Raw genomic sequence first — 18,619 nt, 5'->3', positions numbered from 1 at the left:
GTGTCAGCCCTTCAGGCCACTACGAGAGATGCCTTCGATGACGTATCGCTGGGTCAGACTGAAGAGGATCAGGACGGGGATGCTGGCCAGCACGGCGCCCGCCATGATCACCGGATAGTGGATCGTGTACGCGCCCTGCAGGATCGACAGGCCCGGCGGCAGCGTGAAGTACTCCGGGCTGAAGATCACGTAGATCGGCCAGATGAAGTCGTTCCAGTTGGACAGGAAGCTCAGCACGGCCAGCGTGGCCAGCGCGGGCCGCGACAGCGGCAGCGTGATCCGCCAGAAGATGTGCCAGTGGTTGGCGCCCTCCATCAGCGCGGCCTCGTCCAGCTCACGCGGCAGCCCGACGAAGAACTGCCGCAGGAAGAACACCCCGAACGCGCCCGCCGACCCCGGCACGATGAGCGCCGTCAGGCTGTCCAGCCAGCCGAGCTGGTCGACGATCAGGAACTGCGGGATGAGGAAGACGAACCCCGGCACCAGCAGCGTGCCGACGATCATCGCGAACATCAGCTTCTTGCCGCGGAACTCCAGCCTGGCCAGCGCGTACGCGGCCAGCGACGACACCGCGAGCACCAGCAGCATGTGCCCGGTGGCGGCGATGACACTGTTGGCGAACCAGCGCAGCACCGGCGTGTCCGTGGTGCCCTGGAAGACCGTCCCGTACGCGGACGTCGTCGGCTCGGCGGGCAGCAGCGTGGGCGGCACCCGGGTGGCCTCGGTCTGCGTCTTGAACGACACGCCCAAGGCCCACACCAGCGGCCCCACGAACACCACGGCGAGGGCCAGCAGGCCCGTGTACCGCTTCATGACCGGGTCCTGAACAGCCGGAAGTTGACCACGCTGATCAAGATCAGCAGCAGCGTGAGCAGGTAGCTCATGGCCGAGGCGCTGCCCATCTTGTACTCCCTGAGCCCCTGCTGGAGCATGTACATGATCGCGGTCCGCGTCTCCCCGCCCGGTGCCCCCTGGGTCAGCAGGTAGGACTGCCCGAACATGTTCGCCGAGGCCAGGATCGTCGTCGTCACCACGAACAGCGCGACGGGCCGCAGCCCCGGCAGCGTGACGTGGACGAACTCGCCCCACCGCCCCGCGCCGTCCACCTTCGCCGCGTCGTAAAGCTCGCGCGGGATGTCCTGCATCCCGGCCAGGTAGATCACCGCGTTGAAGCCGAGCGTCCACCAGACCGTCACCCCGACCAGCGCGATCCAGGCCCACGGCGTGGCGGTGGTCCAGGGGATCGGCGTGCCGAGTATCCAGGCGACCAGGCCGAGGTTCGGGTCGAGCAGCAGCCGCCACATCAGGCACACCACCGCCACGCCCAGCACGAACGGCGCGAAGAACAGCCCCCGGAAGAACGTCCTGCCCCGGAAGGGCCGGTTGAGCAGCAACGCCACCCCGAGCGGCAGCACCACCAGGAACGGCACGCTGAACAGGGTGAAGATCCCGGTCGCCCGCATCGACATCCAGAAGTCGCCGTAGACGGGCGACTGGGCGTCGAACAGCGCCGTGTAGTTGTCCAGGCCGACGAATGGCTTGCCTTCGAGCATGTAGTCCCAGTCGTGCAGGCTCACCCAGATCCCGAACAGGGCCGGGGCCAGCACGAACACCGAGAACAGGATCAGGTACGGCGCCAGGAACAGGTAAGGCGTCGCCTTGCCCGACCGGGGAACGCGCACCTCCCGCTCCAGCGTCTCTTCCGCCGAGATCGCGACCATCAGGCGCCGTACTTCTTCCGATTGGCCTCAAGGATCTTGTCGGCCTTGGCTGCGGCCTCCGTGAGCGCGTCCTTGGGGCTCTTCTTGAGCAGGATCGCCGCGTTGATCGCCTGGTCGACAGCCGCGAAGGCGTCCCCGATGCCCGCCACCGACGGCGGGAAGTACAGGTAGTCGATCTGGGTGCCGATCGTGGCCTGCTCCTTCAGCGCCGCGAACTCCGCGCCGTCGCGGATCGACTTGCGGGCCGGCACCTGGCCGCCCTTGGCCCACTCCAGCGAGTGGCCGCTGATCCAGTTGATGAACACCTTGGCCGCGGTCAGCTTGTTCTGGTCGGGCGTACGCTGCTTGAACACCACGAACTGGTGCGAGCCCGCCCACGCCGCCGGCTTCGTCCCGATCTGCGGGAGCGGCGCGACGCCCCACTCCAGGTTCTTGATCTCCTTGAGCGTGTTGATGGACCAGATGCCGTTCCAGTTGAAGGCGGCCTTGCCGTTCTGCAGGGCGATGAAGTCGGCGTCCTGGCCGACGTTCTTGGGGCTGTAGCCCTTGTTGACGAGGTCGACGAGCCAGGTCAGGGCCTGCACGCCGGGGTCCTCGGCGAAGCGCGAGACGCTGGCGTCGTCGGCGAAGTGCTGGCCGCCGTTCTGGTAGAGCAGCGACCCGAACTGCATGCTTCCGGTGAACGGGAACGGCGTGGCCCAGTGCCCCTGAATGCCCGCCTTCTTCAGCGCCTCCAGCGCCGTCATGTACTCCTCGCCGGTCTTGGGCGGCTGCTCCGGGTCGAGCCCGGCCTGCTTCATGACCGTCTTGTTGTAGAAGAAGCCGAGCGGGTGCACGTCGAGCGGGATCGAGTAGCGCGCGCCCTTGTAGACGCCGGCCTTCCAGACCGGCGGGGAGAAGTCCGCCTCGGTGAGGCTGAGCGCGTTGGCCACGTCGTCGAGGGGCAGGACCACCTGCCGGGCCGCGTTGGTGGCGACGCTGTCGACGTGCATGATGCCGATGTCAGGGCCTTGACCTGCGGAGACGGCCGCGGGGACCTTCGCGTAGTAGTCCTCCCACTTGTAGACGTTCATCGACACCTTGATGTTCTGGTGCTCGGCGTTGAACTGGTCCACCAGCTTCTTCATGACCGGGCCGTCGCCGCCGGTGAAGCCGTTCCAGAACTTCAGCGAGACCGCGGCACCGGTGTATTCGGTGGGTGCCGCCGTGGTGGCCGGCGCCTGCGCCTGCTTGGGGCCGCCGCCTCCGCCGCAGCCCGCCGCGCCGATGACCAGCGCACCGAGGCCCAGTCCCAATGCGTGCCGCCTGGAGAGGTTGTCGAGGGACATGCCAGATCACTCCTGCCCGTGAGGTTACGGACGTTCTACAACGTTGGTTCCAACGTTGTAAATTACCTGGCGCCAGTTCGTTACATCGTTGTAAACCAGGTAGGGTTCGCGACGGCGAAGGGGGCGAAGAGGGCATGGTGCGGCCGAGGCTGAAGGACGTCGCCGAACTGGCCGGGGTGTCGATCAAGACCGTGTCCAACGTGGTCAACGACTATCCCCATGTCAGCGGCGAGACACGGGCTCGGGTGGAGGCGGCGATAGCCGAGCTCTCCTACCGGCCGAACCTGTCGGCGCGCAGCCTGCGCCAGGGCCGGTCCGGCGTGGTCGCGCTGGCGGTGCCCGACCTGGACAACCCCTACTTCGCCGAACTGGCCACGAACGTCATCGAGGCGGCCGACCGGCGCGGCTGGACCGTGCTCATCGACCAGACCCAGGGCGACCGGGCCAAGGAACGCGTGGTGATCTCCGGGATCCGCGACCACCTCATCGACGGGCTGCTGTTCAGCCCGCTCGCGCTCACGGGCAAGGACCTGGCCGGGCGCGATGAGCGTACGCCGATGGTGCTGCTCGGGGAACGCATCGGGATGGGCCGCTCGCCCTACGATCACGTCGGCATCGACAACGTGGCCGCCGCGCGGGCGGCCACCCTGCACCTGGCCGAGCGCGGCGCGCGCAGGATCGCCGCCATCGGCGTGCAGCGCACGGCCGTCGCCGCGACGGGCCGCCTGCGGCTGAAGGGCTACCAGCGGGCGCTCGCCGAGGCCGGCTTCCCCGCCGACCCGTCACTGGTCGCGCCGGTCGCCCGCTGGGGTCGCGCCGACGGCGCCGAGGCCATGAGCCGCCTGCTCGACTCCGGCGCGCCGGACGCGGTCTTCTGCTTCAACGACACCCTCGCGCTGGGCGCCCTGCGAACACTGCTCAAGCGGGGGTACGAGGTGCCGGGCGGCGTGATGGTGATGGGGTTCGACGACATCCAGGACGGCCGGTTCGCCACGCCCACACTGTCGACCGTGGCGCCCGACAAGGCGCAGATCGCGCAGGCGGCGGTGGACCTGCTGGCCGAGCGGCTGAGCGGCGGGACGGAGAAGGCACACGAGGTGTGCGTGCCGCACCGACTGGCTTTTCGGGAGAGTACGGATTTGCCGGGGGAAGGGCATTCCTTGCGGCTCGCAAGGTAGGTCTGAACGCCGTTGCTACGGCCGTGGGCGGCGGTACGCCGGAGCAGGCCAGGGCCATCGCCGCCGACTGCGGCCTGCCCGCTCCTCCTCCGGCGACCGCCCGATAATGTGAACCCTCAGTGGTATTGGGTGTAGGTGGTGGAGTACATACGAATCCAGTCGACGTCCTGTCGCGCCGGGCGCATCAGCGTGCCGGTGGCGGGGAACATGTCCATCTGGGCGCCGCCGTTGGTGGAGTTGAAGTAGTTGATCGCGGCGTTGACCGTACACATCAGGTTGCCGTCGACGTACCACTTCACCGAAGTCGGCTGCCAGTCGACGGCGTAGTTGTGAAACTGCGTCGAGTCCACGCCGACCGAACAGTTGCTCTGCGTACCGTCATGGTGGACGAACAGATCGACCGTGGGCGAGGCCACATCGCGTTCGGCGAAGTCGATCTCCGCGTTGGGGTAATCGTCGTCGTTCTCCGGCCACAGCAGCGGGACCGCATGGTAGCGCTGACCACCGTTGCCGGTCAGCGGCACCGCGCGTTCCCTGACCTCGACCCGGCCGTACTTGAAAGGTTGCATCCGGCTGTACAGGCCACCGGTCTTGCCGTCCGCGGTACCGGTGACCGACAGGTATCCACCGCCCTCGGTCGTCTGTGACGCGCATCGCTGACCGTGGCCGTTGTAGCCGGGCGAGCATCCGGTCGTCTGGCCGGGATCGGCGCCGAACAGGCCCCATTTGGTGAGGTCCACCGATGTCCCGTCGTACTCGTCGGATTGACTGGCCACCGGGGTGCCCCAGCCGTAGCGGACCGATGCGAGGGCACTCGGCGCGGCCGATTCGAGCCGGTAGTCGCACTTGGTGGCCTTGAAGTCGGTGCCCGTCGTGGTGCCGAAGTCGCCTTGCTGCAGCACGTGCGCCGAGGTCGCGCCGGTCGGTGCCGTGAGCGTGGCGGTCACGGGAGTCCACGTGCCGCCGGTCTCGGTGGAGGCCGGCAGGTTGGCGATGGGTCCTTGCTGTTCGCTGAGGTAGTGACCACTGTTGTTGTACCACTCGACCACTATCCGGGCGGTGCCGGAGCCGTACACGACCCGGTCCTGTGCGGAGAACGTCCAGATCTGGCCGGCGGCTACCGCCAGTTGCGGCATGTAGAAGGAGCGTCCGCCGGTGTCGAACGCCCAGTTTGCCCCGGACAGGTCGCCGACCGGGTCGCGGGTCACCCAGCCGCCGTCCAGAGAGCCCCAGCCATCGAGGTTGGAGGCGAGTACCGGGTTGCCGCACTCGTTGGTCGTGGCGGCGGCGGGCAGCGGGACCGCGGCGGTCACGAGAGAGGCCAGCATCACGACGGCGCTGCCGATCGCCGCCAGGTGTAGCCGGAGATGGGGATACTTCATGGCAGGCTCCCACTCGGTTCGAGGTTGGTGAGTGTGCTCTTCCGCGCAGTGAATGCCGCGACCGGCCGGGTGCGACAGTGCGGGGCTGCACTTCCGCTCCCGGCCGGGGCATTCCTGGGAGTACCGCCCTTGAAGGCGTGGGGTCCTAAGCGGGTGGGCCGGGGCATTGGTTCGGGGTCGCACTGGCGACTCGATGCACTTTGACGCCGGCCAGCACGGTGCCGGACTTCACCAGAGCCTGAACCTCGCCGACCGTGAGTTGAGTGTCGTGGAAGCGTCTGGCGCGCTCAAGCTTCACCGCGACCAGCTCGACGCGGAAATTCTGCCCTACGCCGCCCTCGTTCTCGCCACCGAAATAATGTGCCCCTTTCCACGTGGCGAGCGCGCTGGGATTGTTGTAGCCGAAGACGACCTCGACGTATTTGTTGGGGTCGCCGTTGACGAGATTCTGCTTTGCCAGGATCAGTGTGGTGTCGGGCGGAAGCGAAGCAGTGCCGGAGAAGTAGGAGCAATATTTCACACCTGAGCCATCGGCCGGCGAGATGATGGTTCCGGTGGCTTTCGCCGCGTCGCCGGTGGTGCGGCTCGGCGTGGATCGCGTCGGAGCGGCACCAGTGCCGCCGCTGAGCGAGGGCGGGGCGGTCCGGCCTTGGCCGCCGCCGTCGGGGGTACGTGCCAGCAGCCCCGGCAGGAATACCCCGCCCGCGGCGACGACGAGGCTCACTGCGACGATCGCGAAGGCGAGCCATCGCCGGCGTAGGCGCGCCGGCGAATGTGGGCGGCCGGCCAGGTCACCCTCGGGCAGCTCGCCATAGCCGCCGGCGCCTGCGGGAACGGCCGCCTCCAGCAGGCCGCGGCTCCAGCTTCGCAGGTCGGCGGGACGGCGGGACGCGTCGCCGTCCAGAGCGCTCAGGATGTGCGACGCGAGGTGCCCAGGGTCCTTCACCCCGGAAAGTCGGGCCACGGCCGCCAACTCGCGCTCGATATGCGCCAGGGCGCCGGAGGCGTCCGCGGCCGGCGGGTCCTGCCCCGTGAGACAGAAATAGGTGAGCGCGCCGAGCGAGTAGACGTCCGCCGCCACGGCCCGGGGCAGGTGCGGTGCGGCCAAGGCCTCGGGCGCGGTGTAGGCGGGCGTGTGCCATCCGGCGAGGTCGTGCCCGTCATCGATGAGACGCAGGGTGCTCACGTCGATGAGCACCAGATCACGCTCCGGGTGCACGATGCAATTGGTGGGCTTCACGTCCCGGTGCAGGCTCGGGTTGCCGCCGGACCGCGTCACGGACGCGAGGCTGGCAAGTGCCTCGCCGGCCTGGGCCACGTATTCGAGGCGCCGGCGGATCGTGTCGTCGCGCGCCGGGATGCCCGCCAGCAGCGCGTGCAGTGTCGGGCCCTCGACCCACTCCATGACCAGGTACGCCATGGACTCGGCCGAGGTGGCGTCTCCCGCCCGCGCGCCGCCGGCCGGGTGGGGAGGCGCGCCGAGGAAAACCTCGTCGAGCCGGACCACATGGTCCAGCTTCAGATGCCGCAGCAGTACGGCGTGGTCGCGCCAGCGCTGCTGATCACGCGCCGAGGGCCAGTCAGGCCCGGCGTCGCGCGGCGGCCTCAGCAGTTTGATCGCCAGCGGGAGTGGTGAGGTCAGCTCACCCTGATAGCGGGCCTTCCAGGTGATCCCCTCACCGCCGGGTATTCCATCACCTAGCAACTCGTGCCGGTCGGGTGCTTCCGGCGGGCCGACGAACAGCCCGTTCGGTTCCTCGGCCGGCACGCTGATTCTGCTCGGCGCACCGCCGTGGACGCCGGCAGTGGGCGTGGGCTGCGGCAGATCCGGCGCGCCGCGGGTGACCGGATCGTCGTCCGGTCGGTCACGGTGGTGGTCAGAGTCCATCGTTTTCGACGCCCGGCTGCGGTTCGGACGGCATGGCGTGCAGATCCTCCACGCTGACGACACCGGTGCGCACGGCCCAACGCGCCAGCGCCCACCGGAAGTCGTCGTGCGGGATTCCCTCGTCGTCCGTGGTCAGCCCTGGGATGCCGTGGCCGGACAGGCTCTCCCGCAGTGACTTGACGACATTGCGGATGTACTGCGGCTGCCGGCCCAGCCGCCGTCCCATCTGCGCGTACGTCGCCGGAACCGCCTGTGGCCCGGCCTTGACCAGCAACGGCTCGCACAGTGCGGCGAGCACGAGTCGCTGCCCCCTGGTCAGGGTCATCGGCGATGTGACGGTCTTGGGAGCGCGGGTCGCCGCCTCGTCCCCGCTCCGGTCCGCACCCGGCGTCAGAGCCCGGGCGTCCACCCGCACGGTCATCGTCGAGCCGCTACGGCCGGCGAAGACGATGCTGAAGATCGGAAACGGCAGCGACGTGGTCGCCGCGCCCGGCTCCACGAGCCGGTCCTCACCGGCCGGTGGCCGGACGACGAGCGGTTTGTGGCGCGAGTCATTGCGTATCAGGACGCAGTCGTTGAGGACGATCAGTGAACCCGCTCGCCGCGACAGGTGATCATCGTCCGGGAAGCGCACACTGCATGCGCGGCTTCGGCCCAACGTCAGCAACTGTCCGCGCGATATGCGCCATTGTTTGCTGTCGAACGCCACGAGTACCGACTCGGCCGGCGTTGGCGAACTGTCTAGCTGAACATCCTTCATGTTGCGCGGCCGCCTTTCGGCGGTGGATCGGCCGCTTCTCCGACCTGCGGCGAACGCGGAACTCATTGATCGTGACTCATTATCGATCACCCGCCACCTCAGATAATAGCGGTCCTTATACGCCGCTGAGGCGCGGAATAACGAAAACGTCTACGCGGAAGCCGAATGGGATTCGGCGGGCTGTATGAAATGTTCTTGTCGTTATCACGTAACGGGCACCCTTGCAAGACGCCTATTCGGTCATGGCGTTTGGCGCCCCGTACATTTGTCGCGATCTTCGGTATGGGCCGGCGGTGGTGGAAGCGGCTGTCGTGCCGCGGCCGCGGCTGACCGAATAGTGCGGGGCTGCACTATTCGGTCAGCCGCGGGCGCCCTTCACTACCGCTGAGACCACCTGTCACGGCAGGTCCAGTCAGCGATTCGGATACGAACCGAAGGAGCGATCATGAACATCCCGGCACGCGATCTCCCCAGCAGAGGCGGCACGCTGTCGACGGGGACCCCCTTCCGGCTCCGCAGGGTATCCGCCCTGCTCGCCGCCTTCAGCGTGATTTCGCTGATGTTCTTCGCATCACCGGCCGCCGCTCAGTCGAAGGGCGACCGCATCGGAGTGACGAACTTAGGCTCGACCGACTGGATCGAGTCCCCCAATCACGCCTACCGCCTCGTCATGCAGGGTGACGGCAACCTCGCGCTCTACGGACCGAGCGGCGTCCTGTGGGCGACCTACACCAACGCCGCCGCGAACAACGGCGCCTACCTCGCCAACCAGGGCGACGGCAACCTCGTGATCTACCGGCCGGATCGCAGCGTGGTCTGGGCCAGCCGGAGTCACGCCGCCGGCGGTGGGACGCTGATCATCCAGGACGACGGAAACGCGGTGGACTACGGCGCATCGGGCCCCTTCTGGACCACGTACACGAGCGGAGGGGCCAACAAGATGGCCGCCGCGGGTGCGGTCGCCTTCGCCCGCCAGCAGGTCGGCAAGCCCTACATCTACGGGGCGACCGGGCCCAACGCCTACGACTGCTCCGGCCTCACGTTCAAGGCTTACGGCAGCGTGGGGATCGTCCTGAACCGCACCAGCCAGGGCCAGTACCAGCAAGGCTGGTCGGTCAGCAGAGCAAGCCTGCAGCCGGGGGATCTGGTGTTCTACAACGGTGCCATGCCTGGTCACGTAGGTGTCTACGTCGGCAATGACGAGATAATCAATGCTCTCAACGCTGCCACCGGCGTCCGCTACGACTCCATCAACTACCCAGGCTCCATCACCGGCTTCCGACGCTACTCCTGAGACCTTCGCGCACTCGCGAGCAACAGTGCCCTCTCGGCGTAGCTCTCGCACGCGGAGACATGGCGGCGCGGATCTCGGAAATGGCGCACGGCCTGGGCGGCGACGCTCAGAACCGTCTGCCCCTTTTCGCCCAGACCGGTCCCCGACTCTCGGATCTACCTCAGCGCTCGTACATCCCGTCACCAGATCGGCCGACGTGCTCGCAGGTTCGAACTTCGTAGGGCGCGTTCCTTGACCAGCGCAAGAGCCTCCGACCAGCAGCGGCGGAGGCTCTTCGCTGTGCGGGGTGTGTCCAGTCGACTACGAGCGGAACCGACGTCGTTAAGTCCGTCCGCTGGCGGCTGCTCGAACCTGGTGGATCTGGGCAGGACGCGGTGCGCACCCGCCGGCCGAGGGCTGGTGGCGAACTCCTGAGCCGGTTTGCCATTGCCGGCAGGGAGGCCATGAGGAAGGTCTGAGGCGTTACTCCCAGAACTCGTGCGACGGCACACCGTCATCGCGCCGGAAGGTGACGCGTCCATGGGGGCCGCAGGGCCGATGCTGGGATTTGCCCGGGAATCATGCGTGTAGTCGCTCTGCCAAGCCGCGCACCCGCTTTTGGTGGGAGGCGCGACGGTCTTGCTCAACGTTCCCCAGAGGTTCTCACCAGGGTGGCGCGCCGCGTCTTTCCCCGCAGGTGAAGTCCCCTCGGATCTTAAGAACAGGAGCCGCCGACGTGGCTGATGAGACAGCCGTCAACGACACCGACGCTACTTCCCAACAGCACGCCGAGGAGCTGAGGTTCAACTACAACGGTGGCGACACCAGTGAGTTGGCCCAGCACCTGACCGGACGCAGCTTGAGCAGCCGCCTGCCGAAGCTGGTGCGCCGCTCCTTCGCCCTGGCCTGGACCGCGGACCCTCGCTCGACGCTCGTCTTGCTGACCTGCCAAGTGCTCTCCGGCCTGTTGGAGGCGCTTGGCCTGTTCGCGACGACCGCGACCCTCAGCGCGTTGATCTACTCCGTCCAAGATCCCTCACGCCTGCGCACAGCCCTGCCGTCGGTGTTCATCCTGGCCGCCGCGGCCGGACTGCGTGCGGTCCTGGGCATCGCGATCCAGGGTCTGTCGAACCGGCTGGGGCCACGAATCTCGCGGGAGGCCGAGTACCGCATGCTGGAGGCCGCCACCAACGCGGAGATGGCCGCCTACGATCACCCCGGATTCAACGACCGCTACGACAAGGCCGACCGAGGAGTAGAGGTCAGCCGGGAGATGATCGGCCAGTCGCAGAACCTGGTCTCCTCCCTCGCCACGCTGATCGCCGCGGCCGTGGTCATCACCGCGCTGGCGCCGCTCCTGCTGCCCCTGCTCGCACTGACCGCCATACCGCAGGCCCTGGCATCGGTCGCCGGCGAGAGGGTCACCTACCTGGCGACGCTGCGAACCTTCCACGATCGGCGCATGCTGAACATGCTGCGCTGGCACCTGACCCACAAGGACCAGGCCGACCAGATCCGTACCGACACGTTGGCGCCTTACTTGCTGGAGAAGTACCGGGTCAGCGGCGCGCGGGTGGATCGCACCAACGACCAGGCCGCCTGGCAGCGCGCAAGGATCAGCTTCCTGGGGTCCACCGTCAGTGGCCTGGCCTCAGCGCTGATGTGGGCCGGCGTGATGGTGCTGCTCGGCACCGGACACATCAGCGCGGCCGCGGCCGGCACGCTGGTCTTCGCCCTGCGGTCGGCCGCCGGCGGACTGCACGGCATCGTCGGATACGGATCCGATCTCATGCGCACCGGCCGGTACATGGACGACTGGGAATCCTTCATCGAGGAGGCGGCCGGGCAACGCCTGGACCGGGGGGCCATCGTGCCGGTCCGTCCCCTGCATGTCGCCCTGCACCAGGTCACCTACCGCTACCCCGAAGCCGACCACGACACCCTGCACGAGGTGGACTTCGAGGTCCGTCAAGGGGAGATCGTCGCCGTGGTGGGCGAGAACGGCTCCGGCAAGACCACGCTCATGAAACTGCTGTCCGGGCTCAACCTGCCCACCCAAGGTGTGGTCACCTGGGACGGCGTCAGCACCCGCGATCTGGACCCGCACGCCCTGTGGAAGCAGTGCGCGGTCGTACCGCAGGAGTTCGCCCGCTGGCCCCTGACCGCCCGTGAGAACATCCACCTCGGTCAGCCCCAACGCGAGGCGGACGACGCCGTCCGGCGCGCGGCCACCGCCAGCGGCGCCGACGCGGTGATCAGTGTGCTGCGCAGCGGCCTGGACACCCTGCTGGCCCGCGAATGGTGGGGCGGCCAGGCCCTGTCCTCAGGACAATGGCAGCGCATCGCCGGAGCCCGGGCCATCCACCGCGACGCCGGCCTGCTGGTGATGGACGAACCCACCTCCGACCTGGACCCACGCGCCGAACACCGGATCTTCACCGGGCTGCGCCGGCTCGCCCGAGACCGAGCCATCGTGCTGGTCACCCACAACCTGGCCAACACGATCGTCGCCGATCGAATCGTGATCCTCGAAAGTGGGCGCGTGACCGCCGAAGGCACATTCCCCGACCTGACATCCCGGCCCGGGCTCTTTCGCGACCTGTGGCTCCTGCAACAAGATCGCGCCAACTCCTGACAGCCAGACCCCGATTCGCGAACGCACAAGCATGCGGCCGGTACGGAAGCCACTACCTCGCGCCCGGCGAGCGCTGCCGTTGGGCGCGGTGACGGGGCGCATGAAGCGGACAGCCGTCATTCATACCCCTCTTCGTACGCCGATACAGCACCCGTGAAGAATCCATCCACTTCTAATCCACAGCCGCCTGTCAAAGTCAACGCGAAAGATCTGACCGCCCAGAGCAGAGAAAGGTACGGCCCGCGTGCGAAGAAGAGCGAGCTGGAGACTGGCCACCGCATTCAGCCTGGTCGTCGTCGCCGGCCTGGTCGCCGTTCCTGATACGGCGCTGGCCGCTCCCGCTATCCGGCTGTCCGCGCCCGCGAAGTTACGGGTGGCGGACGTTCCCGGTTCTGTCGACTACCTGACGAGGAAATACGGCATCAGCGTCGACGAGGCGATGCGCCGGCTGGAGTTGCAGCGAACCTCGGGGGCTCTGCACACCGTGCTCGCCCGCGACCATGCCGACACCTATGCGGGGTCCTGGATCGACCAGGAGAACGGTGGCGTGCTGGTCATCGCGAGTACCGCCGCCGAGGCGCTGGTCCCCGCGCTGAGCGCGGTCCCGGACCGGAACCACGTCCGCGTCGTGGCCGCGCGGCACTCCCTCAAGGAGCTGAAGGCGAAGGCCGCCGACGTCGGTGCCCGTCTCGGGCTCACGCCCGAGCAGGCGCCGGTGATCAACGAGCAGAAGAACCGCGTCGAACTGCACAACCAGGCCGCGGCCGCGGTACGCGGTTCGGCCGGCCGGCTCGCCACAGCCGGCGACCTGGACGTTACCGTGATCGATCCGCCGACCATCTTGCCCCAGCGGGGGCCGTGCGAGATCCAGGCGTGTTTCCCTCCGATGCGCGGCGGCTTGCGGCTGGACCTCTACGACGTGAACTACAACAAGCTCAAGGGCGACTTCTGCACCAGCGGCTTCAATGTGAAGGGGTCGAACGGGTGGAAGTACACGCTTACGGCGGGACATTGTCTCATCGGTGAGAGCTATTACACGAAGCACACTGACGTGTTCGTCGGCCGCCGCGAACCCTTGACCAGGAACTCGGAATATCCGGCGGATGGAGCCCTCATGCCGTTCGTCACCAGGGGCTTCACTGAATACGTTAAAGTCTGGGCGATATGGCCGTATAACACGGTGATCCACTACAGCACCAAGGCATTCCCGATATTCGGAATGTGGGCGTATGACGACGTCCGTGTCGGCTGGGTGGTGTGTTCGACCGGCGCGCGGTCGGACAACACCAGGTGCGGTGACATCACGAAAAAGGATGGCGGCTTCCAGTCGAACATCTGCACCCAGTCCGGGGACAGCGGCAGCCCGCTCTACAGCGAGGTCGACAACAAGGCCTACGGGATCCTGCACGGGTCTTCGGGGCTGGGCTGCTGGACCGGTAAAACGTCGTACTGGTCGTCGCTGACGAACATCTTCAATATGGCGAAGAAATCCGGTCTTACCTTCGAGCTGGTCACCGACCCCGACCCGTGACAACAGGCCGCGCGCCCAGAAACGTCGAAGCATTAGGGGAAGCGATTATTTCCTCTCAATTCGATCGCTGTTCGCTATGCTCGACGTCATGGCTGACGTCGAGCTACGCCACCTGAGGACCATGGCCGCCATAGCCGAAGAAGGAACATTCGGGCGGGCGGCGGTTCGGCTTGGCTACACCCAATCGTCGGTGAGCCAGCAGATCGCCGCGCTGGAGAAGGCCGTCGGTGGCGCCGTCTTCGATCGGCCCGGAGGTCCGAGGCCGGTACGAATCACTCGCCTTGGCGAGGTGGTCCTGGCCCACGGACGCGATCTGCTCACCCGAGCGGAGGCGCTGGCCGACGCCGTCGATCGCTACAGGGCGGGTAGCGGCCGGATCGACATCGGCACCTTTCAGGGCGCGACCAACCTGATCCTGCCGGCCGTCGTGCGCCGGCTGCTGAGCGAGCACCCCGGCTGCGACATCAGGCTTTCCGAGGTGGAACCGGAGGATCCACAGATCGGAGATCTTGACCTGTTGTTCCACTACGGCCGGATCGAAGGCGACGTCGAGCACGTCGAGCTGCTCGATGAGCCGTATCTCCTGGTGGCCGGTGCCGACGCGTTCCCCGATGGTCCAGTGCGGGTGGAGCTGCTCGACGATGCTCCGATGGTCGCCTGGCCTCCCACCTATCACCAAACATGGCTGGAGCGGGAGCTGGCCGGCGCCGGCGCGCGGCCACGGATCGTGTTCCGAACCGCCGGCCACGAAACCATCGTGTCCATGGTGCGGGCCGGCATCGGGTCGGCGGTGCTGCCGTGGCTCGCCCTTCACGGATCCGATGCCTGGTCCGACGACCGGCTCAGCATCCACCAACTGCGACCATCGCCCGCCACCACGTGGTACCTGTACTGGCCGGCCGGACGCACCCAGTCGCCGCTCGCAGCCAGAGCCATCGCCATCGCCGTCGAAGGCGCCAAAGAGCTGGCCGCCCGGATTCTATGAACATCGCCATAGGCGATCATGTTGATCGATAATCATCGCTTTTCACGATGGAGTCGCGTTACTTAGCCTTCCAGGCATGAACGCTCATCAATCCCATGGCGAGCAGCTCCTGTCGATCAACGACGTCGAGCTGTGTGTGGAGACCTTCGGAGACCGCGCGACCTCGGCGATCATGTTGGTGGCCGGGGCGGGGGCCTCGATGCTGTGGTGGGACGCCGAACTGTGCGAACGCATCGCCGCTCGTGGCCGGTTCGTGGTCCGGTACGACCATCGAGACACCGGCCGGTCGACCTGCTACCCGCCGGGACAGCCCACCTATTCCCTCGCCGACCTGGCCCTGGACGTGCTCGGCATTCAGGACGCCCTGGGCATCGAACGCGCCCACGTGCTCTGTCAGTCGATGTCCGGCGGGATTGGACTCATTCTCGGTGTGGACCATCCCGATCGGGTCGCGTCGCTGACGTTCGTCTCGACCTCGACCGGGGCCGACGACCTGCCGCCGCCGTCGAGCGATCTGGCCATGCCGGCCGAGCCGGATTCCTTCGACGCGGCCGCGCTCGTCGAGTATGTGGTCGCCGGCGCGAGGGCCTGCGCCGGTGGCTCGCCGTACTTCGACGAGGCCGCGATCCGCGCGTTGGCCGAACGTGACGTGGCGCGTGCCAGGAACTACGCCTCGACTCTGGCCAATCACTACGCCATCGAGTTCGACGAGCCGGCCCAGGGCGGCTTCGGCGACATCGCGGCGCCGACACTCGTGGCCCACGGCGACCACGACCCACTCCTGCCGCTGCCGCACGGCAAGGCGCTCCGCGACGCCATCCCCGGCGCCGAACTGCTGGTCCTGGAAGGGGCCGGACACGACCTGCCGCGCCCGGTATGGGATGACCTCGTGTCGGCCCTGATCCGACACACGGAACCGCCGGTACGGCGCACGGAACCCCCGGTGCGGCGCACGGAAGCCCTGGTACGGCACACGGAGGAAGGCCGCTCATGAACCGGCTGCGATCGGCGCTCTGGCTGCCGCTCTTCGACGACCTCGCCGACCCGCGAGAGGTCGCGCGCCTTGCCGCCGACGCGGAGGAAGCCGGCTGGGACGGCTGCTTCGTATGGGACCAGCTGTGCTGGCGAGCGCCGGTCCGGCAGGTCGCCGATCCGTGGATCGCGCTGGCGGCGATCGCGACGGCGACCGAGCGGCTGCGCCTCGGCCCGATGGTGTCGGCGCTTCCCCGTCGACGGCCGGCCAAGGTCGCCCGGGAGACCGCGACGCTGGATCGGCTCAGCGACGGCCGCCTGACCCTCGGCGTCGGCCTTGGCAGCGACCGTTTCGCCGGCGAGCTGTCCAAGACCGGCGAGCAACTCGACGATCGGCGGCGCGGACAGATGCTCGACGAGTCCTTGGCCATCCTGGCCGCCGCCTGGTCCGGCGAGCCGGTGCGCCATCGCGGCGAGCACTACATTGTCGACGACATCGCGTTCCTGCCGCGACCGGTTCAGCGGCCCGGCGTGCCGGTGTGGGCCGCCGGATTCCCGGGCAACGCCAAGCCGATCCGCCGCGCCGCCCGGCTAGATGGCTTCTTCCCGGTCAATCTCGAGCACCCCGACCAGCTCGCCGAGGTCGTCGCCACCCTCACCGAACTGCGCCATGGTGAGATGGACTCGTACGACATCGCCGTCAGTCTGCCGCTCGGCGTCGATCCGGAGCCGTACGCGAAGGCCGGGGCGACCTGGTGGCTGCCGGAGTTCGACCCGGGTGTACGGCTCGACGTCGTGCGTGGCGTACTCCGCGATGGCCCAGTAGGTTGACGCGTCAGTCGGGCGTCAGGACTGCGCGTCCCCTGAGCTCTCCGGCGCGCAGCCGGGTCAGCGCCTCATGGGCGGCGGACAGCGGAAACCGCTCGACCTCGACGTGCAGCGCCCCGGAGCGGCCGAGGGCGATCACCTCCGCGAGTTCGGGCAGAGTGCCCCAGAACGGCAGTGAGATCCGGCCGCCCGGGGGCAGCGGGCCCGGTTTGCGGACGGTCAGGTGCCCGCCTCCATTGCCGACGATGACGAGGTCACCGCCGGCGCGCAGGCTGGCGGCGGCCAGATCGACCGTTGATTGGCTGCCCGCGAAGTCGAGCACGACGTCAACGCCGCTGCCGCCGCTCGCCGCGCGCAGGACGCGGCCGGTATCCGGCGAAAGGCGGGTGCTCAGGTGGGCGCCGCACCTGTCGGCGACGGCCAGGGCCTCCTCGCGCACGTCGACGGCGAACACCCGGCTCGGCGTCAACGCGCGCAGGAGCTGAATGGCCAGGTGCCCGAGGCCGCCGACCCCGATGACGGCGACCGTGGATTCGTCGTCCAAGGACGCCCGGCACTGCTGGATGGCGTGGTAGGGCGTCAGGCCGGCGTCGGACAGCGGGGCGGCCTGCACAGGATCCAATTCGCCGATCGGCTGGAGGTGGCGGGCCGCCGGCACGAGGACGTAGTCGGCCATCCCGCCGTCGCGGCCCAGCCCCATCCCGGCCCACGGCAGTTCCGCTCGGCGGTCGCAGTAGTTCTCCCGGCCCGCCACGCAGCGCCGGCAGTCGCCGCAGCCCCAGGGGCCGTACACCACGTACCGATCGCCGACGGTGATCCCGGTGACGGCCGAGCCCACCGCCGCCACCCGGCCGGCGACCTCGTGGCCGAGGGTGAACGGCGCAGGGAAGGGCATGTCACCCGGACCCGCGTCGAGAACGTGCAGGTCGGAGTGGCAGAGTCCGGCGGCTTCCACGCGCAGGAGGACCTCGAAGTCTCGCGGGGCCGGCTGGTCGACGTCGGTGAGGACGGGCGGCCGGCCCCAGCCCGGCAGCCGGAGCGCTCTCACCGCGTCGTCCGATGCGCAGGGAGGCGGACCTCGGCTTTTGTCATGGTCGGCACCAGCATGGCGACACAGTAGCAAACTGAAGTTGGTTCAGTATCGAAGCCTGCCGAGAGGCTTGCTGGACGGCGGCTCGTCGTCTAAAGTTCTCGAACTGAGTTCATTTTGGGTTACAGGGCGCGGAGCGCGTGAGCCGCCCTGCGAGAGAGTGACGGTCGGAATGGATCAATTCCTGCTCGTCCTGGTAAGCGGCGTCGCCAGCGGCGCGATCTACGGGTTGATGGGCCTCGGCCTGGTGATCATCTACCGGGCGACGGACGTGGTGAACTTCGCCCTCGCCGCCCTGGCCACGCTGGGACTCTACGCGGCGATCACCTTCCGTGACAGTGGCGTCGCGATGCTCCTGTGCGTGCTCGCCGCGGTCGCCGTGACCGCGCTGGCCGGGGTGGTCGTCCGGGAGGTGGTGATCCGGCCGCTGGGTCAGGGGCAGTTGTTCTCCGCGCTCGTGGTGACGATGGGTGTCTCGCTCATCGTCGAGAGCGTGGTGGACTCGATCTGGGGCACCCAGCCGAAGACCTTTCCCAGCCTGGTGGACGGCACCGTTCGATGGGGTGACGCGGCGCTGCCGGCGCAGAGCCTGGTGACCATCGGCATCGCGGCGGTGGCGATGGCGGCCGTCGCCTTCCTGTTCGGGCGCACCACACTGGGGTCGGCGATGCGGGCCGTCGCCGAGTCCGCCGACATCGCCCAGCTCATCGGCATCAGCGCGCAACGCGTCGCGCGGATCGCCTGGGCACTCGGCCTCGCTCTGGCCGCCCTCGCCGCCTGCCTCTACGCGCCCAGGTCGGGGCTGGTGCCCACGGTGCTGGCCGCGCCACTGTTCCGCGCGTTCGCCGGGATCTTCCTCGGCGGGCTCACGAGCATGTACGGAGCCGTCATCGGAGGTCTGACCGTCGGGGTACTGGAGAACCTCGCGGCCAGCTACGTCTCGGCCAGCTTCCGCGACACCTTCGTGTTCTCCTTCACCGTCCTCGTGTTGCTGATCCGCCCGCAGGGCCTGTTCGGCACACGCACCTTCCAGCGGGTCTGAGGAGCA

The 18,619-nt window shown here is 68.1% G+C and carries 15 protein-coding genes; 8 read left to right on the top strand and 7 right to left on the bottom strand.

Annotated features, from left to right (window positions below; all coding sequences use genetic code 11):
• Nucleotides 1–3: 3 nt before the first annotated feature.
• The 3 genes from ACIBO2_RS09775 to ACIBO2_RS09765 are packed head-to-tail and all read right to left on the bottom strand — an operon-like array spanning nt 4 to nt 3,049.
• Nucleotides 4–813 (bottom strand): carbohydrate ABC transporter permease, encoded by an 810-nt coding sequence (locus ACIBO2_RS09775; RefSeq protein ID WP_358552563.1) that lies wholly within the window; start codon nt 811–813, stop codon nt 4–6.
• Nucleotides 810–1,721, bottom strand: a complete 912-nt coding sequence (locus tag ACIBO2_RS09770; protein WP_358552565.1) for a sugar ABC transporter permease — start codon at nt 1,719–1,721, stop codon at nt 810–812. The genes ACIBO2_RS09775 and ACIBO2_RS09770 overlap by 4 nt, the downstream gene beginning before the upstream one ends.
• Nucleotides 1,721–3,049 (bottom strand): ABC transporter substrate-binding protein, encoded by a 1,329-nt coding sequence (locus ACIBO2_RS09765; RefSeq protein ID WP_358552567.1) that lies wholly within the window; start codon nt 3,047–3,049, stop codon nt 1,721–1,723. Before ACIBO2_RS09765 ends, ACIBO2_RS09770 begins: the two co-directional genes overlap by 1 nt.
• A gap of 134 nt (nt 3,050–3,183) precedes the next feature.
• Here ACIBO2_RS09765 and ACIBO2_RS09760 point away from each other — a divergent pair, with 134 nt between their 5' ends.
• Nucleotides 3,184–4,227, top strand: a complete 1,044-nt coding sequence (locus tag ACIBO2_RS09760) for a LacI family DNA-binding transcriptional regulator (protein ID WP_397296271.1) — start codon at nt 3,184–3,186, stop codon at nt 4,225–4,227.
• Nucleotides 4,228–4,343: 116 nt separating this feature from the next.
• Here ACIBO2_RS09760 and ACIBO2_RS09755 read toward each other — a convergent pair whose 3' ends face one another.
• From ACIBO2_RS09755 to ACIBO2_RS09745, 3 genes are all read right to left on the bottom strand, one after another.
• Nucleotides 4,344–5,609 (bottom strand): glycoside hydrolase family 16 protein, encoded by a 1,266-nt coding sequence (locus tag ACIBO2_RS09755; RefSeq protein ID WP_358552571.1) that lies wholly within the window; start codon nt 5,607–5,609, stop codon nt 4,344–4,346.
• A 145-nt stretch (nt 5,610–5,754) separates the two neighbouring features.
• Entirely contained in the window at nt 5,755–7,497 is a 1,743-nt protein-coding gene (locus ACIBO2_RS09750; RefSeq protein WP_397296269.1) for a serine/threonine protein kinase, read from the bottom strand.
• Complete coding sequence (locus ACIBO2_RS09745; RefSeq protein WP_358552575.1) at nt 7,487–8,323, bottom strand: hypothetical protein; 837 nt, start codon at nt 8,321–8,323, stop codon at nt 7,487–7,489. The genes ACIBO2_RS09750 and ACIBO2_RS09745 overlap by 11 nt, the downstream gene beginning before the upstream one ends.
• Nucleotides 8,324–8,702: 379 nt before the next feature.
• Between ACIBO2_RS09745 and ACIBO2_RS09740 the strand changes: the two genes are divergently transcribed.
• The 6 genes from ACIBO2_RS09740 (at nt 8,703) to ACIBO2_RS09715 (ending at nt 16,484) form a co-directional block, all read left to right on the top strand.
• Nucleotides 8,703–9,551 carry an NlpC/P60 family protein gene (locus tag ACIBO2_RS09740; RefSeq protein ID WP_358552577.1) on the top strand — a complete coding sequence of 283 codons (849 nt, stop codon included), beginning with the start codon at nt 8,703–8,705 and terminating at the stop codon, nt 9,549–9,551.
• A 715-nt stretch (nt 9,552–10,266) separates the two neighbouring features.
• Nucleotides 10,267–12,165, top strand: a complete 1,899-nt coding sequence (locus tag ACIBO2_RS09735) for an ABC transporter ATP-binding protein (protein WP_397296267.1) — start codon at nt 10,267–10,269, stop codon at nt 12,163–12,165.
• A gap of 244 nt (nt 12,166–12,409) precedes the next feature.
• Nucleotides 12,410–13,696, top strand: coding sequence for a S1 family peptidase (locus tag ACIBO2_RS09730; protein WP_397296265.1), 1,287 nt, complete (start codon nt 12,410–12,412; stop codon nt 13,694–13,696).
• Between the two features lie 88 nt (nt 13,697–13,784).
• Nucleotides 13,785–14,681 carry a LysR family transcriptional regulator gene (locus ACIBO2_RS09725; protein WP_397296263.1) on the top strand — a complete coding sequence of 299 codons (897 nt, stop codon included), beginning with the start codon at nt 13,785–13,787 and terminating at the stop codon, nt 14,679–14,681.
• A 76-nt stretch (nt 14,682–14,757) separates the two neighbouring features.
• Nucleotides 14,758–15,675 carry an alpha/beta fold hydrolase gene (locus ACIBO2_RS09720; protein ID WP_397296261.1) on the top strand — a complete coding sequence of 306 codons (918 nt, stop codon included), beginning with the start codon at nt 14,758–14,760 and terminating at the stop codon, nt 15,673–15,675.
• Nucleotides 15,672–16,484: an LLM class flavin-dependent oxidoreductase gene (locus ACIBO2_RS09715; RefSeq protein WP_397296259.1), complete on the top strand. Its 813-nt coding sequence runs from the start codon at nt 15,672–15,674 to the stop codon at nt 16,482–16,484. The genes ACIBO2_RS09720 and ACIBO2_RS09715 overlap by 4 nt, the downstream gene beginning before the upstream one ends.
• A 4-nt stretch (nt 16,485–16,488) precedes the next feature.
• On the opposite strand, the gene ACIBO2_RS09710 is transcribed toward ACIBO2_RS09715, so the two are convergent.
• Nucleotides 16,489–17,529, bottom strand: coding sequence for an NAD(P)-dependent alcohol dehydrogenase (locus ACIBO2_RS09710; RefSeq protein WP_358552589.1), 1,041 nt, complete (start codon nt 17,527–17,529; stop codon nt 16,489–16,491).
• Between the two features lie 214 nt (nt 17,530–17,743).
• Between ACIBO2_RS09710 and ACIBO2_RS09705 the strand changes: the two genes are divergently transcribed.
• Complete coding sequence (locus ACIBO2_RS09705) at nt 17,744–18,613, top strand: branched-chain amino acid ABC transporter permease (RefSeq protein ID WP_397296257.1); 870 nt, start codon at nt 17,744–17,746, stop codon at nt 18,611–18,613.
• The last annotated feature ends 6 nt before the right edge of the window (nt 18,614–18,619 follow it).

Origin of the sequence: Nonomuraea sp. NPDC050022, assembly GCF_044460705.1 — a bacterium.
Lineage (GTDB): Bacteria > Actinomycetota > Actinomycetes > Streptosporangiales > Streptosporangiaceae > Nonomuraea.
Note: the sequence above shows the minus strand (reverse complement) of the source record. Positions and strands in the feature narration are given on the sequence as shown.

Coding starts and splice junctions, on each gene's coding strand:
- ACIBO2_RS09775 (WP_358552563.1), bottom strand. CDS start 813: ATGAAGCGGTACACGGGCCTGCTGGCCCTCGCCGTGGTGTTCGTGGGG.
- ACIBO2_RS09770 (WP_358552565.1), bottom strand. CDS start 1,721: ATGGTCGCGATCTCGGCGGAAGAGACGCTGGAGCGGGAGGTGCGCGTT.
- ACIBO2_RS09765 (WP_358552567.1), bottom strand. CDS start 3,049: ATGTCCCTCGACAACCTCTCCAGGCGGCACGCATTGGGACTGGGCCTC.
- ACIBO2_RS09760 (WP_397296271.1), top strand. CDS start 3,184: ATGGTGCGGCCGAGGCTGAAGGACGTCGCCGAACTGGCCGGGGTGTCG.
- ACIBO2_RS09755 (WP_358552571.1), bottom strand. CDS start 5,609: ATGAAGTATCCCCATCTCCGGCTACACCTGGCGGCGATCGGCAGCGCC.
- ACIBO2_RS09750 (WP_397296269.1), bottom strand. CDS start 7,497: ATGGACTCTGACCACCACCGTGACCGACCGGACGACGATCCGGTCACC.
- ACIBO2_RS09745 (WP_358552575.1), bottom strand. CDS start 8,323: ATGAGTTCCGCGTTCGCCGCAGGTCGGAGAAGCGGCCGATCCACCGCC.
- ACIBO2_RS09740 (WP_358552577.1), top strand. CDS start 8,703: ATGAACATCCCGGCACGCGATCTCCCCAGCAGAGGCGGCACGCTGTCG.
- ACIBO2_RS09725 (WP_397296263.1), top strand. CDS start 13,785: ATGGCTGACGTCGAGCTACGCCACCTGAGGACCATGGCCGCCATAGCC.
- ACIBO2_RS09720 (WP_397296261.1), top strand. CDS start 14,758: ATGAACGCTCATCAATCCCATGGCGAGCAGCTCCTGTCGATCAACGAC.
- ACIBO2_RS09715 (WP_397296259.1), top strand. CDS start 15,672: ATGAACCGGCTGCGATCGGCGCTCTGGCTGCCGCTCTTCGACGACCTC.
- ACIBO2_RS09705 (WP_397296257.1), top strand. CDS start 17,744: ATGGATCAATTCCTGCTCGTCCTGGTAAGCGGCGTCGCCAGCGGCGCG.